Consider the following 13911-nt stretch of genomic DNA (forward strand, 5'->3'; position numbering starts at 1 on the left):
TATTATCATTTGTTTAAGTGAAAAAAAAAGAGTACTTTTGCCGCTTAATTGTAACATTTTTTTCATACAATGAAATTTAAACTCTACTTTTTAATAGCTGCTCTTGCTATACTCCAAAGCTGTAAGAAAAATCCTGCTTCACACCCTGATTCATCACTGAGAGAAACTGGTGAAGAAATTTATGCCGAAGCTCTTACTATAGCAGTAGATACTACGGCTGCTACTTTTGAAAATCTTCCCATCTTGGACACTCACAACAAAAAAGGTATCCAATCTGAAACTTACACCTATTATATACAAAATGGTGGCAAAACACGTTGGCTCTACCAAGATATTCCTTCACGCCTATTTAAAGAGTATCTTTCTGTTTTAGACAGTGTTGCTAACGATGGCTTGGTACCTGAAACTTATAGGCGTACTGCTCTCAAAAAAGCAGTGGATAGTAGTTATGCTCACCAGCTATCCGATGATTACAAAGCTTCCTTAGACAAGGAAATTACTGCCTCGTTCTTATTGTTTACCAAACACCTTACCAGCGGTAGATTTACAAGAATTGCTTATGGCAAACACACTTGGCTCAAGCCTAAATATGATGCTCAGAAAAATATTGACCTATTATTGTATATAGGTGATAAAACCTCTTTAGCAAGCGTTATTATACCACTGTTTCCTCAAAACAAGCAGTATGAGCAGATGAAAGCACTTTATCTACAACTCAAAAAACAAGCGGTAGATACTTTTATTACCATTGATTTTCCCGCAAAGGATTTTGTATATGGCTATACTTCCCCTATAGTGGTACATTTGCGCAATGGACTCAAACAGAAGGGTTTTTATGCTACTCCTGAAATTGAGGCTCAAATGGTAGATAGTACCCTTATCAAAACAGTACAACGTTTCCAAAAAAGCAACGGACTTACAGCTGATGGCTTGTTAGGAAAACAAACACTTTACTTCCTGAATATGAACAAAAGTCGTAAACGCGATTTGTTACAACTGAATATGGAACGTATGCGCGTGTTCAATAACGATTTAGGCGAACACTACGCTTTGGTGAACATCCCCGATTTCAAATTATTGCTCTTTCACAAGGACTCGTTACAATTTCAAACACGTGTAGTAGTAGGTAGAACAGAAACCCCTACACCTATTTTTACCGATACCATTCGCTATGTAGAATTCCGCCCTACGTGGTCGGTACCACAAAGTATTATAAAAAAGGAAATGCTCCCACAGATTATATCACAAGCCGATCCCGAAAAATACCAAAAAAGAGGTTATACTATGTATGAAAAGGGCAAAAAGGTAGACCCTACTACCATTGATTGGACAGACCCTTCTGTACACAAACGCGGTTTCCACTTTGTAGAAGCTCCATCAGCCTATAACTCCTTGGGGTTAGTGAAGTTCATACTTACTAATGGTATGAGTATTTACCTGCACGACACTCCTTCTAAATATTTCTTTCAGCGTGATGATCGCGCCTTAAGTCACGGTTGTGTGCGTGTGCAAAACCCTAATGAATTAGCTTATCAGCTATTGAAAAATGAAGCTACTGAAACACCTTGGACTTTAGAAAAAGTAAATGAAGCTATGAATGGCAAGCGATCTCAATATCGCATTGCTTTAAAAACGAAGTACAAAATAAATATTCTTTACTACACCGCTTTTATAGATGAAAACGGCGAATTGACTTTAAAAAACGACATCTATGATCTCGATAACGAACAGTTAAAAGAAATAAAGCGATTTGAAAGTTAATCTTTCAAATCGCTTATTGCTTTTTTCAATTCTTCTGATGCCTCTACTAAAGGCAAACGCACATAAGGTTCGCACAAACCTTTAGCCGCTAACATAGCTTTAATTCCTATAGGATTTCCTTCTTTAAAAGCTAATGCTGTTCTAGGAAGCAATTTATATTGAAGTTTGTTAGCCTCAACTGTTTTTCCTTGTCGTCCTAAACGCACCATTTCTGAAAATTCTTTAGGATAAGCAATGCCTATCACAGAAATTGCTCCACTTCCTCCCATATACACCGCAGGCAAAGTAGTAGCATCGTCACCAGAGAGCAAAATAAAATCTTTAGGCATATCTTTGATGATATTCATATCGAGCAGCAAATTACCCGATGCTTCTTTAATTGCTACAATATTCTCAAAATCATTTGCTAAACGCACGACAGTTTCAGTCGTCATCGATACTCCTGTACGTCCTGGTACATTATACAAAATAATAGGGAGTGTACTTTCTTTCGCAATGGCGGCAAAGTGTGCATATAAGCCGTTTTGCGAAGGCTTGTTGTAATAAGGTGTTACTGATAAAATTGCTACAAACGGAGACAAATCGGTCTGTTTGATTTCGTCAATTACATTTTGGGTATTGTTACCACCTATACCTAAAACTAAAGGCAAACGTCCTTTATTAGCCTTGATAATTGTCTCGCGTACGATGCGTTTTTCATCTTTAGTAAGCGTAGGGGCTTCACTGGTAGTACCTAAGGCTACTATAAATTCCACTCCGCCTTCGGTTACATAGTCCACAATGCGGGCAAGTGCTTCAGTATCCACCTGATTGTCTTTTGTAAAAGGTGTAATGAGAGCTACACCAGTTCCTGTTAGTTGGTTTGTCATAACTTCTTATTTATGAATAATGGTTCCTAATACTTTTTTTACTTCTTCAGTAAAAACTCTTTCTTCAGTAAGAGGGCAAGCAATAGTAATATCGTTATACTGCATATCAATTCCTTGAAACCCTATTCTCAATTTTGCTTTTATTGATGAGGATAGTAAGAGCAAGGGCAATTTAGGTTCATTGAAATAGTTGATGAGCAAATCATATTCCTGTTCTGCTAAACGATCAGCGTGATAATTTCTCACCTTTCCTTGCCAATTAATTTCTTTATCTACTAAAAAAGGAACTCCATTAGCGTGAGTTTCTTCTGAAGTGTGCTTATATCCTAAAACAATATAGTTTTCAGGACGTATGGAATAGTATTTCATTAACTCTAACAGAGGGTTAACTTCCTTCACTACATCCATATCCACAATACAGCCTACTTTCACTAAGTCGCTGTCTAACCTTTTGTTATACTTTTCTAAGGCTTTAAAATTCTTGCGAATTTTATTTTTTAGGTAAAAATTCTTTATGATGTCCAAAATATATTGTAATTTTGCGTGTGATTGCAAAGGTAAAAATAATTTTTAAAATAAAAACATATTTATGAGAAAGTTTGATATAATGAAGCATTATTTTTTTGTATTATTTGTAACATTTGCCTTTTTAGCCTCTTGCACCCCTGCTAAATACACTGTTACAAAAGAGCGTAGCAAAAACATTCCCGTTACCGAATCTATATCACAAAAAACTGATATAGAAAATTTTATAAGTCCGTATAGAGAGCGTATCAAAGCAGAAATGTCTACCGTTTTAGCTGAAAATGCTCGTGATTTAGTAAAGGATAGGAAAACCACCTTGCTTAACACAGGAATCAGCAATTTTATGGCTGATGCTACCTTTGAAATTGTATCCGAGGCATACAAAAAGCGCACAGGCAAGGAGGTTGATTTTGTGATGCTCAACTGGGGAGGTATCCGCTCCGATTTGCCTAAAGGCACCATCACAATGGAATCAGCTTTTAATTTGATGCCTTTTGAAAATGAGGTAATTGTACTCACTATGCCAGGAACTAAAGTAAAAGAACTCGCTGATTACCTCATACAGCACCGTCTCCCCCACCCTCTTTCTAAACAAGTGTCGTTACAAATCACTAAGGATGGTAAAATCACGCACTTCACCATTAACGGAAAGCCTTTTGACCCTAACAAAACTTATGTAGTTGTCACTTCTGATTACCTATACAATGGAGGCGATGAAATGTACTTTTTTAAAGGCGCTTTAGACGCTGATAAAATAGGCTATAAACTCCGCAACGTACTTATCGATTACTTCAAAAAAATAGATATTTTAAACGCTACTGAAGACCATCGTTTTGAATATAAACCTTAAATATATTATGGAAAGAAGAACTTTTTTAAAACATATAGGCGCTTCCTCTCTATTGGTAGGGATGGGAGGATTGGGTTCCTTATCAATGAAACCCGCTAATACCAAGCAAATTACTATCTTGCACACTAACGATGTGCACAGCCATATCGACCCACTACCTGCTACCGACCCCTTTAATCCTAACAAAGGAGGAGTAGCACGCAGGGCTGCCCTCATAGACCAAATACGTCAAGAAAACCCTTATACTCTCCTCTTTGATGCGGGAGATATTTTTCAAGGTACTCCTTATTTCAACTTCTACGGAGGTGAATTAGAGTTCAAACTGATGTCTATGCTCAAATACGACGCGGCAACTCTTGGCAATCACGATTTTGACAATGCACTCGAAGGCCTCTATGCTCAATTACCTCACGCTAAATTCGATTTTATCATCTCTAATTATGATTTTAGCAATACCATTTTAAACGGACATACACTCCCTTATAAAATTTACTATCTTAATGGTATCAAAATAGGTGTTTTTGGTATAGGAGTAGAGTTAGAAGGCTTAGTTAACAAACAGATGTACGGTGAAACTGTATATCTCAACCCTATAGAAATTGCCCAAGATATGGAACGCAAACTGCATAACGAAGAACATTGCGACCTCATTATCTGTCTTTCACACATAGGCTATGAGTACAAAGATAATCCTAATAAGGTGTGCGACCTAAAAGTGGCAGCACAAACATCGTATATCGATTTGATTATTGGCGGACATACACACACTTTCTTGCCAAAGCCTACTTTGGTAACCAATCGCCGTGAAAAAATAACTTTAGTAAACCAAGTGGGATGCTATGGTATCAATCTAGGGCGTATTGACTTCTTTTTTGAAGATGAAAAGCTGGTGAAAAATAAATCTGTTAGCATTGAAGTTTAATAAGTTAAAAAATATTTAGCAAAAAAGTTAGGCTTTTTTTTGCATATTCAAAAAACTTATGTACCTTTGCACCCGATTTAAAAAGCAAGCCTGAGTGGCGGAATTGGTAGACGCGCACGACTCAAACTCGTGTTCTTCGGAGTGAGGGTTCGATTCCCTCCTCAGGTACAACAAAAAAAGCTATCCTAATAGGATAGCTTTTTTTATAACAATTAACTTTCAATACAATGAATATCCATTTTATAGTAGCCCCCAGCACTCACTTGCGCCCCTTGATGATGGCTCTAAATGAACAGCACCACATCACTACCTTACCAGAAGAATTATCTTCTGAAACTCATTATGTAATTGCTGATCCTCACCTATCACCTACTCACCCCGATTTGTTATTGGCTCAAAACTTAGGGCTTTCACCTATATCACCTAATGCTTTTCTATATGAATATTTCAAAAATAAAACCCGTGTAGTACTCAGTGGTGATAAGGGTAAGAAAGAGTGTTTGGCACGTGTGCTCCACACTATGGATTTTTATAACCAACCTTTGAGTTATTGTTTAGAAACTCCTATTAATGGCAAACAAGTACATTTTGTAGATACCGAATTTGTTCTTTTTGAAGGAGGGGACAACAGTGCCGCACTACATCCTACCATTGCCCTCATCAGTGATATTAACAATGAAAAAGTAGAAGAATATCAAAACTTTATAGAATCGATTACTAAAGGAGGCATCCTTATTTACAATGAAGATGATGAAGCTCTCAAAACACTTGTAGAAAACAACGAGAGGGCGATACGTAAAATGGAGTACCGCACCCCTCTATTTGAAACGCACAATGGCGAAACTTTTCTTATTACTCCCGAAGGAGAATTGCCCTTAGGCGATGCGTCGGCTACCCAAATAAGCTACATTGAGGCTGCCAAATGGGTATGCCAAAATATGGGTATAGATGAAGCCGATTTCTATGAAGCTATGGTGAGTTTCTAATCCTATTGGAGTTCATTAAGCACGGCTACTGTATGGCAGGCTACTACGGCTGCTGTTTCGGTACGCAAACGCGTATCACCCAATGATATAGGTATAAACGATTGTTGCAAAGCGGTGTTGAGTTCAGTTGTTGAAAAATCACCTTCAGGTCCTATTAGTACTGTGATGCGCTCAGGGAACGGAGTGAGTGTTCGTGAGAACAACCGCTTTTCATTTTCGTAACAATGGGCTATATATTTAGCTGAAGTATCTGTCTTCATCACTTTAAAAAACTGAGTTGATGCAATAGGAGCATTGAGTTTAGGCAAATAGCATTGCAGCGATTGTTTCATCGCCGAAAGAAGTATCTTCTCAAAACGCTCTACTTTAATAGTCGTACGCTCAGAATGCTCACAAATAATAGGTGTAATTTCATCTACCCCTATTTCAGTAGCTTTCTCTAAAAACCATTCGTAACGTTCATTCATTTTGGTAGGGGCTACTACCAAGTGTAAATAATAAGAACGCGGTGATTGGGTAGTGCATTTCAGTATTCTTACTTCACATTGTTTAGGAGACGCAAAATCTAATTGTGCTTCAAAAAGTTGTCCCTTCCCGTTAGTAATATGTAACACATCACCCGCTTTTTTGCGTAATACCTTTACTATATGCTGGCTTTCTTCCTTATCAAAAAAGCAATTTGTACTATCTAATTGCAGTGCTGGGTGATAAAATAATTGTATACTCATAGTTTTATTTTCTTAGAAATCATAAGCATTTTTCGGGGGCAAAGATACTACAAATTAAAAAAAAATACGTTTTTTATTTTGTAATTATAAAATTTAACTTACTTTCGCCCCGTGAAAAGTAATATTAATATGAAACGCGTAATAGTAGACTACAACAAACTAACCAATGAGATTCTCTCTATGTTAGTAGAAAAATACCCTGATGGGTATACTGATGCAGATGTAATTCGTTTTAAAAACGCCAAAAATGAGACCGTTGATGCCTTAGAAGTACGCACCGAGGACACTATCTATTTAGTGAAAGTAAGTACTCGTTTAGCCGATACAATGGAAAACTTCGACGAGGACGACGACTTTATGAACAATAATGACGATGAAATAGGAGTAGGCGGTTTAGACATTCCCGACGATTCTTCATTAGACGACGAATAAAAACACTTCAAGCGTATGATTTCCGCTTATATTCCTTACTCCAATATTCGGTTTTTCTCTACGCTCATCACCGATTATGTAGATGAGCAAGAAAAACTACGCCCTTTCTACAATCACTTTTCTTCAATAGCAGAATTTGAAAAGCAAATAACTGAAAAAGAAGCTAATTTCAGTCAAGAAAAACGCAATGTTTTAGTAAGTAGCTTAAAAGCACAATACGCCGAGCTAAAAACGACCCCTAAAGTACTCAAAAATATAGAACTTTTAGCTCAAAGTAATACGTTCACAGTTACTACAGGACATCAGTCGAGTCTTTTTACAGGGCATCTTTATTTTATCTTCAAGATAATTTCAGTAATTAATACTGTTAGACAGCTCACTGAAAAGTACCCCGATAAACATTTTGTTCCTGTGTATTGGATGGCTACAGAAGACCACGATTTTGAGGAAATCAACCATTTTCACCTCAGCAATCGCACCATCTGTTGGAATAGCGACCAAACAGGAGCAACGGGCAACTTTTCTACCAATACACTCGAAGCGGTATTTCAATCGTTTGATAGAGCAATAGGATTGGGTAAAAACGCTGATGAATTGCGAGCTCTCTTCCGCGATAGCTATCTAAAAAACAATAATTTAGCTGAAGCTACTCGCTATTTAGTAAATGCCCTATTTGAAGATTATGGAGTGGTGGTAATCGACGCTAACGACAAGGCTTTAAAAAAGGAATTTATCCCCTATATAAGCAATGACTTATTATACAGTGTTGCTCATCGTGAAGTAACTAAAAGTATTGAGGCTTTACAAAAGGTGAATAGCACTTATCCTGTGCAAGTAAACCCACGTGAGGTGAATATGTTCTACCTCACCCCTAACGGCAGACATCGCATCATACGTACCACCGAAGGTTTTGAGGTACACGATACAAATATTCACTTCTCTAAAGAAGCTATTTTAGAAGAACTCAATACCTATCCTGAACGATTTTCTCCTAACGTTATCTTGCGCCCTTTGTATCAAGAGGTGATATTGCCTAATTTGGCTTATATAGGTGGTGGTGGAGAAATAGCTTATTGGTTAGAATTAAAAGGTTTTTTTAATAAGGAAAAAGTACCCTTCCCCATACTGATGTTGCGCAATTCGGCAATGCTCGTTTCACAACGACAAGCTGAGAAAATTGAAAAACTACAGCTTTCTCTAAACGATTTATTCTTAAAACCAGAAGAGTTAAAGAATAAAAAAGTACGACAACTCAGTGAATTTCCTATAGATTTTACTCCTGAAAAGGAATTACTCCAACAGCAATTCACTCATCTATACCAATTAGCTGAACGTACTGACATTACCTTTAAGAATGCCGTAAAAGCCCAAGAAGTCCGACAGTTAAAAGGTTTAGAAAAACTTGAAAAACGACTTTTAAAAGCCCAAAAAAGGAAGTTTAGTGAGGAATTAGAGCGCACTACTATTTTGCAAAGTGAACTATTCCCTAATAACATCTTACAAGAACGCTTTGCTAACTTCACCGATTTCTATTTGCTGAAAGGTAAGGAATTCATCCCTGAATTAGTAAAAGACTTCAATCCCTTTGATTTTAGATTTGTAGTCATACAATACTAACAATATAAAAAAGACGCTAAAGAGCGTCTTTTTTGTTATAAATAGGCATAAAAAAAGCTCCCTAATTTCTTAGAGAGCCTTTTTCACAATGCATATAAATACTACTACTAACTCCAAAATGAAGAAAATTTTTCAGTTTAGAAAAATGTTATTCTATTACCATTGAGTAATAAAGTCTTTTTCACAAGATTTGTTTTAATGAGTATCACACTTAAAGTGATGATGTTTAATTTAGCATTTTTCTGTTTAGTATATAGAAAAATCTGTGCCAAACTTCTTGTTTAATTCATTAAACTATTCAATACACTGATTATCAATAACTAAAATAAAAATTAACTATAACACTTATTTCAAAAGCCTATAACAAAACGTGTAATTATACACCTTTAAATGTGTAGTTGCACACTTTATTACACTATACTATTACCTTCGCCAAATAGTCTTGGGTATTAGGTCCTTCGTGAAACAATAAATCCAATATTGATAAGTTAGGAATAAACCCATATTTATCTGAGAATATTTGATGATATGGAGGCATTGTTATAGGGTATTCTTTTTTAGCGCTACTTAAAAAGCGATAGTCTTTTACTCCTTGAGGCTCGGCTTCATACACTTTTGTCTTATCAAAATTGATATGTACCAATAGGCACGCTAAAATAGTTTCAATAGTATCAAGGTTTACATCAAGTAAATAAGTATATTGTTTTTCAAAAATACGTGCCAAATCGTCCTCGTAATACTCAAAATAAGGTGATGTGCGATAGGCAGTTTCTAAGCTCTTCCAATGCAATCGTTGCCAAGGAAAATTATTTTCTACCTTTACATCTTTAAACAGCTGTCTGCCAGTATCCCCTCCTACGTGTTTGATAGGTAAATTAAGGGCTTGTTTACCATTCGCACCATAAATATAAGCCCTATTGCGCAAAGTTTGCTTCTGATAATTATCCGAAACTTCTAATACACAAGGGTTGTTCAATATCAAATGAAATTGAGCTATTGAAGGAAAATAAGTGGGGTGCAATAATACTTGTGTTACCATTTATTCTTTTTCTTTTTTCTTTTTCAGCAAACTATAAGCTAACCACAAACCGAGCAAAGCAAACACGATATAACGATACGATACGGGCTCTCCATCACCATTCACAGTGGTAAATAGACGATTCCAACGTATTTTCTTAAAGCCTGAAGCGTTTTGGTCTAAACTCATCCAAACGAGTACTGGTTTTCCTAATACGTGATCTTCAGGTACAAAGCCCCAAAAACGGCTATCTTCAGAATTATGGCGATTGTCACCCATCATCCAATAATAATCTTGTTTAAAAGTATAGCTATTAGCTTTTTGTCCGTTGATATAAATCTCATTACCTTTTACTTCCAATTGGTTGTGTTCATACACGCTGATAATGCGTTTATACAAAGGTAAATTCTCAATAGTAAGTGTTACACTTTTTCCTTTAGCAGGGATGGTAATGGGACCATAATTATCCTCATTCCAAGGGAATGCAGGACTATGAGGGAAGATAGCCTTATTGTACACTCCCGCCTTATTCACATTGCGAGTTACAGATACAATATTAGGATTAGCAGCTAATGCTTTTGCCACATCGTCAGTAAGAGAAGAAAAAATATAGGTATCGTTATTGATAGGATAAGCGCGATCGGTCACACCAAATTGTTGGTACATAGCACTCCAAACTTCTTCTATAGAGTTAAACAAATTAGGCTGTGTTACCACTATATACGATGTTTGTAGTTTAGCACGTATAGGGTAAATTTCTTTTTTGCCATTGATCCATACATCACCATCTTTTATCTCAAGTACATCACCTGGGATAGCTACTGTGCGTTTCACATAGTTTGATTTCTTATCAATAGGTTTATCAACGTGAATACCCGAATTATCGCGGAAGTATCTTACCGTATCAGTAGGCCAGTTGAATACAGTAATATCATTTCGGTGTACTTTTTGCAAAGCTGGCAAACGCAAATAAGGTAATTGTGGTGTTTTGATGTATGATTTTGTACCTATTACAGGAATAGAATCGTGTACCATAGGTAATGATAAAGGTGTCATAGGCACACGCACTCCGTAATGGAACTTGCTCACAAAGAGGAAATCGCCTACTAAAAGTGTTTTTTCTAGGGAAGAAGTAGGAATCATATAAGGCTGTATGAAATAGGTGTGAATACCCGAAGCTGCTACCACAGCAAAGAGTACAGCACTTACCCACGACGATACATTTTTCTTGATTACCTCTACATCCTTACCTACATATTGTGTAGAGGGCAAATAAGTTACGTAGGCAGCAAACAAGCCTAAAGTCACTACCGAAAGCAAGGTATAGCGTTTTTTGCGATAGTTAAACACGTGTAACCATTCGTAGGTCATCACTACTACCATAATATTACCTATCACAGGTAAGTACAACAAGAAGACCCACCACCACGGACGTGAGATGATACGCAAAAAAATAACAGTATTATAAAAAGGTACAAAGGCTTGCCACGCTCTGTAACCTGCTTTTTCATAACCTTTCCAAAAAAATAGCCCATTGATGAGCTGTGCAATAATTAAAATGTATAAATATATCATCTTTAATCGTTAATTATTAATTATTTAATTGTTTTAAAAATTCGGCTACACCATCTTTTGAGTGATGTAGTGTTGTATGTTTGGCAACGGCTTTCACCTCATCGCGTGCATTATCTACTGCTACGCCACAGCCTACGCCTTCTAACATTTCTAAATCGTTGTAGTTATCGCCAAAAGCAATTACTTCACTCAGTGGCAAATGGTATATTTCGTCCAAAACTACTTTTACCCCTGTGAGTTTAGAAATACTAATATCTGATAATTCGATATAAGTTTCTTTTCCGCGATAAATTTGCATTACCTTAGTATATTTCTCATTTAATAGTTGGAACATACGCTCAATAAGAGTTTCTTCACCCATTAGCATCAGTTTGTGAGCTCCGTGCCCTGCTTGTTGCCACGCTGTGAGCACTTCTCGGTTAGGACGTACTACAGGAGTTACTTTGGTAATAGTTTCTTCACGTTGTGCCCATTGATCGTATTGAGGTACATACCACTCATCGTTGTAATAAAAACTAATATGTATTTCTGAGGCAAACTCTTTTTCGTTGAGAGTAACCACATCTTCCAATATCTGAAGAGGAATTGCTACTGAGTGCAGTACTTTTTCACCATTGAGTACTAATCCTCCATTATAAGCGATAAGGGGTAAACCTGCTATACCTAAATCTTTTTGTATGTGATACATTTGCTGAGGCATACGTGAAGATACTAAAATGAAAGGCATTTTGTCTTTCAGTTTTTTCACTTCGTAAATGGTATTTTGTGTAAGAGTACGTGAACCGCTTAAAAGAGTTCCATCAATATCAGAAAATATAATTTTATACATTCTTTAGTTATGAGTTAAAAAATTATGAGTTATGAGTTTGCAAAGATAATGCCTTTTTCTTAAAGAAAATAAGTTTCTTGCATTTTAGTTATGTAATGTTGTTGCTTGAACTATATAAAAATACTGATTACTATATTCTATAATCATCATTTTCAATTGCTAAATCCAAGTACATCACTCATCGTGAAGACTCCTTGTTTTCCTACAATCCACTCCGCTGCCATCACAGCACCAAGAGCAAAACCATTGCGATTGTGAGCAGTATGTTTAATTTCTATAGTATCCACCTCACTGCTATAAGTGATGATGTGAGTACCAGGGGTATTATCAATGCGTTTGGCAACAATGGGGATTTCGTTTTCCGTAGCGGTATCTAAATGCCAGCCAGTTTTATCTGTCTCTGCTATGATACCTTCAGCCAAAGTAATTGCCGTACCACTAGGAGCATCGAGTTTTTGGGTATGATGGATTTCCTCAATAGCTACCTCATACTCCTTAAGTCCTGACATTAGTTTAGCTAAAGTTTTGTTGAGAGCAAAAAATACATTCACCCCTATACTGAAATTAGATGCATACAAAAAAGCGGTTTGTTGTGATTTACACAATGCCACCGCCTCGTTATATTGGGATAACCACCCTGTAGTACCTGCTACCACAGGCACTTTATGTGTCAAACTATTGCTGATATTTGCAAAAGCACTATTGGGCGTGCTGAACTCTATAGCTACATCGGCTATAGTAATGTCGTAAGGTGTTTCGGCATTATCTATTTTTAAAACAATCTCGTGACCACGCGCAACAGCTATTTGTTCAATGGTCTTACCCATTTTACCATATCCTAATAAAGCAATTTTCATATAATTAATAAATTAATAGTCAATGTTTTATTTTCTTATTTCTTATCAAATACAACTCTTTTTAAAAGTCGCAACTGATGTGTATAGTTTCTAAGTTCATTATTGAATATTCCTATATGATCCAAACGATCAATTCGCACTTTCCCAAAAGAATGAATAATTTTATTATCACCTAACAGAATTCCTACGTGGATGATATTTCCTTCTTCATCATCAAAAAAAGCCAAATCGCCTGCCTCACATTCTTCTATAAAACTAATGAGTTCACCGTATTTTGCTTGTTTCTCAGCAGTGCGAGGGAGATGTATATTGTTGAGTTTAAACACCATTTGTACCAAACCAGAAGCATCTATGCCAAAAGGAGTTTTTCCTCCTGCCAAAAAAGGTACATTGAGATATTCTAAAGCGGTGGAAACTACCCCTTGATGAGGAGTTCTTTGGGTAGATTGAGAAGTGTGTAAAAGATGATTATGAGAGAAAGTCGCCCCTTTGGGTATATGCAAAAAGAGATCATCTCCTGTTTTCAAACGGAGTTTAGTAAGCCATCGATGTGCGTATTTCTCTTTCTTTTTAAGGCATTTTTTGTAGTCCTTATCCGAAATTTCTGTAAACTGACTGTTGTCTACCCAGCCTTCTACATTGTCGAATAACAAGCGCACATAGCTCCAATGTTCTTCTTTATCAATCACTTGCAGCAATTCACCAAATAGTAATTGCGTAATCATCTCGGCTCCTTCAAGGGGCTCTAAGCGTACTGGAACAACGCTCAAATGGCATATTCCATAAGGGGTTTCTAATATTTTCATACTCATCACGCGCGCAAAAGTACAAATTAATTAGCAATTAACAAATAACAATGAACAAAACTTACACCTCACCCTCTCCTACCTTCCCTGCAACAACTCTTTTTATAAAAAATCTCACTCCTCTTATCAAACCTAT

Annotated in this window: 14 protein-coding genes and 1 tRNA gene; 7 read left to right on the top strand and 8 right to left on the bottom strand. The window is 36.5% G+C overall.

Annotated features, from left to right (window positions below; all coding sequences use genetic code 11):
• The first annotated feature begins 69 nt into the window (after positions 1–69).
• Positions 70–1761, top strand: a complete 1692-nt coding sequence (locus HMPREF9073_RS01130) for a murein L,D-transpeptidase (RefSeq protein WP_009412136.1) — start codon at positions 70–72, stop codon at positions 1759–1761.
• Here HMPREF9073_RS01130 and dapA read toward each other — a convergent pair.
• Both dapA and HMPREF9073_RS01140 read right to left on the bottom strand, forming a co-directional pair.
• Entirely contained in the window at positions 1758–2630 is an 873-nt protein-coding gene (gene dapA / locus HMPREF9073_RS01135) for a 4-hydroxy-tetrahydrodipicolinate synthase (RefSeq protein ID WP_009412137.1), read from the bottom strand. The genes HMPREF9073_RS01130 and dapA overlap by 4 nt on opposite strands.
• Positions 2631–2636: 6 nt before the next feature.
• Positions 2637–3185 (bottom strand): hypothetical protein, encoded by a 549-nt coding sequence (locus HMPREF9073_RS01140; protein WP_009412138.1) that lies wholly within the window; start codon positions 3183–3185, stop codon positions 2637–2639.
• Between the two features lie 34 nt (positions 3186–3219).
• On the opposite strand from HMPREF9073_RS01140, the gene HMPREF9073_RS01145 reads away from it, so the two are divergent.
• The 4 genes from HMPREF9073_RS01145 (at position 3220) to HMPREF9073_RS01160 (ending at position 5913) form a co-directional block, all read left to right on the top strand.
• The gene (locus HMPREF9073_RS01145; protein WP_009412139.1) at positions 3220–4005 is read left to right on the top strand and encodes a 5'-nucleotidase C-terminal domain-containing protein; all 786 of its coding nucleotides are present in this window, start codon (positions 3220–3222) and stop codon (positions 4003–4005) included.
• A gap of 7 nt (positions 4006–4012) precedes the next feature.
• Positions 4013–4927 carry a bifunctional UDP-sugar hydrolase/5'-nucleotidase gene (locus HMPREF9073_RS01150; protein ID WP_034555053.1) on the top strand — a complete coding sequence of 305 codons (915 nt, stop codon included), beginning with the start codon at positions 4013–4015 and terminating at the stop codon, positions 4925–4927.
• A gap of 88 nt (positions 4928–5015) precedes the next feature.
• A tRNA-Leu gene (locus tag HMPREF9073_RS01155) sits at positions 5016–5095 on the top strand.
• Positions 5096–5154: 59 nt separating this feature from the next.
• Positions 5155–5913, top strand: a complete 759-nt coding sequence (locus HMPREF9073_RS01160; protein ID WP_034555055.1) for a hypothetical protein — start codon at positions 5155–5157, stop codon at positions 5911–5913.
• A gap of 2 nt (positions 5914–5915) precedes the next feature.
• On the opposite strand, the gene HMPREF9073_RS01165 is transcribed toward HMPREF9073_RS01160, so the two are convergent.
• The gene (locus HMPREF9073_RS01165; protein WP_009412142.1) at positions 5916–6641 is read right to left on the bottom strand and encodes a 16S rRNA (uracil(1498)-N(3))-methyltransferase; all 726 of its coding nucleotides are present in this window, start codon (positions 6639–6641) and stop codon (positions 5916–5918) included.
• Between the two features lie 129 nt (positions 6642–6770).
• Between HMPREF9073_RS01165 and HMPREF9073_RS01170 the strand changes: the two genes are divergently transcribed.
• Both HMPREF9073_RS01170 and bshC read left to right on the top strand, forming a co-directional pair.
• Entirely contained in the window at positions 6771–7073 is a 303-nt protein-coding gene (locus tag HMPREF9073_RS01170; RefSeq protein ID WP_002681550.1) for a hypothetical protein, read from the top strand.
• Between the two features lie 15 nt (positions 7074–7088).
• Positions 7089–8690 carry a bacillithiol biosynthesis cysteine-adding enzyme BshC gene (gene bshC / locus HMPREF9073_RS01175; protein ID WP_009412143.1) on the top strand — a complete coding sequence of 534 codons (1602 nt, stop codon included), beginning with the start codon at positions 7089–7091 and terminating at the stop codon, positions 8688–8690.
• A gap of 415 nt (positions 8691–9105) precedes the next feature.
• On the opposite strand, the gene HMPREF9073_RS01180 is transcribed toward bshC, so the two are convergent.
• From HMPREF9073_RS01180 to HMPREF9073_RS01200, 5 genes are all read right to left on the bottom strand, one after another.
• Positions 9106–9729 carry a WbqC family protein gene (locus HMPREF9073_RS01180; protein ID WP_009412144.1) on the bottom strand — a complete coding sequence of 208 codons (624 nt, stop codon included), beginning with the start codon at positions 9727–9729 and terminating at the stop codon, positions 9106–9108.
• A complete protein-coding gene (lepB, locus tag HMPREF9073_RS01185) occupies positions 9730–11283 on the bottom strand; it encodes a signal peptidase I (protein WP_009412145.1) in 1554 nt (517 codons plus the stop codon).
• 16 nt (positions 11284–11299) lie between these two features.
• Entirely contained in the window at positions 11300–12112 is an 813-nt protein-coding gene (locus tag HMPREF9073_RS01190; RefSeq protein ID WP_009412146.1) for a Cof-type HAD-IIB family hydrolase, read from the bottom strand.
• 152 nt (positions 12113–12264) lie between these two features.
• Positions 12265–12969, bottom strand: a complete 705-nt coding sequence (gene dapB / locus HMPREF9073_RS01195; RefSeq protein ID WP_009412147.1) for a 4-hydroxy-tetrahydrodipicolinate reductase — start codon at positions 12967–12969, stop codon at positions 12265–12267.
• Between the two features lie 35 nt (positions 12970–13004).
• Positions 13005–13781: a C40 family peptidase gene (locus HMPREF9073_RS01200; RefSeq protein ID WP_009412148.1), complete on the bottom strand. Its 777-nt coding sequence runs from the start codon at positions 13779–13781 to the stop codon at positions 13005–13007.
• Between the last annotated feature and the right edge of the window lie 130 nt (positions 13782–13911).

It is taken from the genome of Capnocytophaga sp. oral taxon 326 str. F0382 (assembly GCF_000318295.1).
Lineage (GTDB): Bacteria > Bacteroidota > Bacteroidia > Flavobacteriales > Flavobacteriaceae > Capnocytophaga > Capnocytophaga periodontitidis.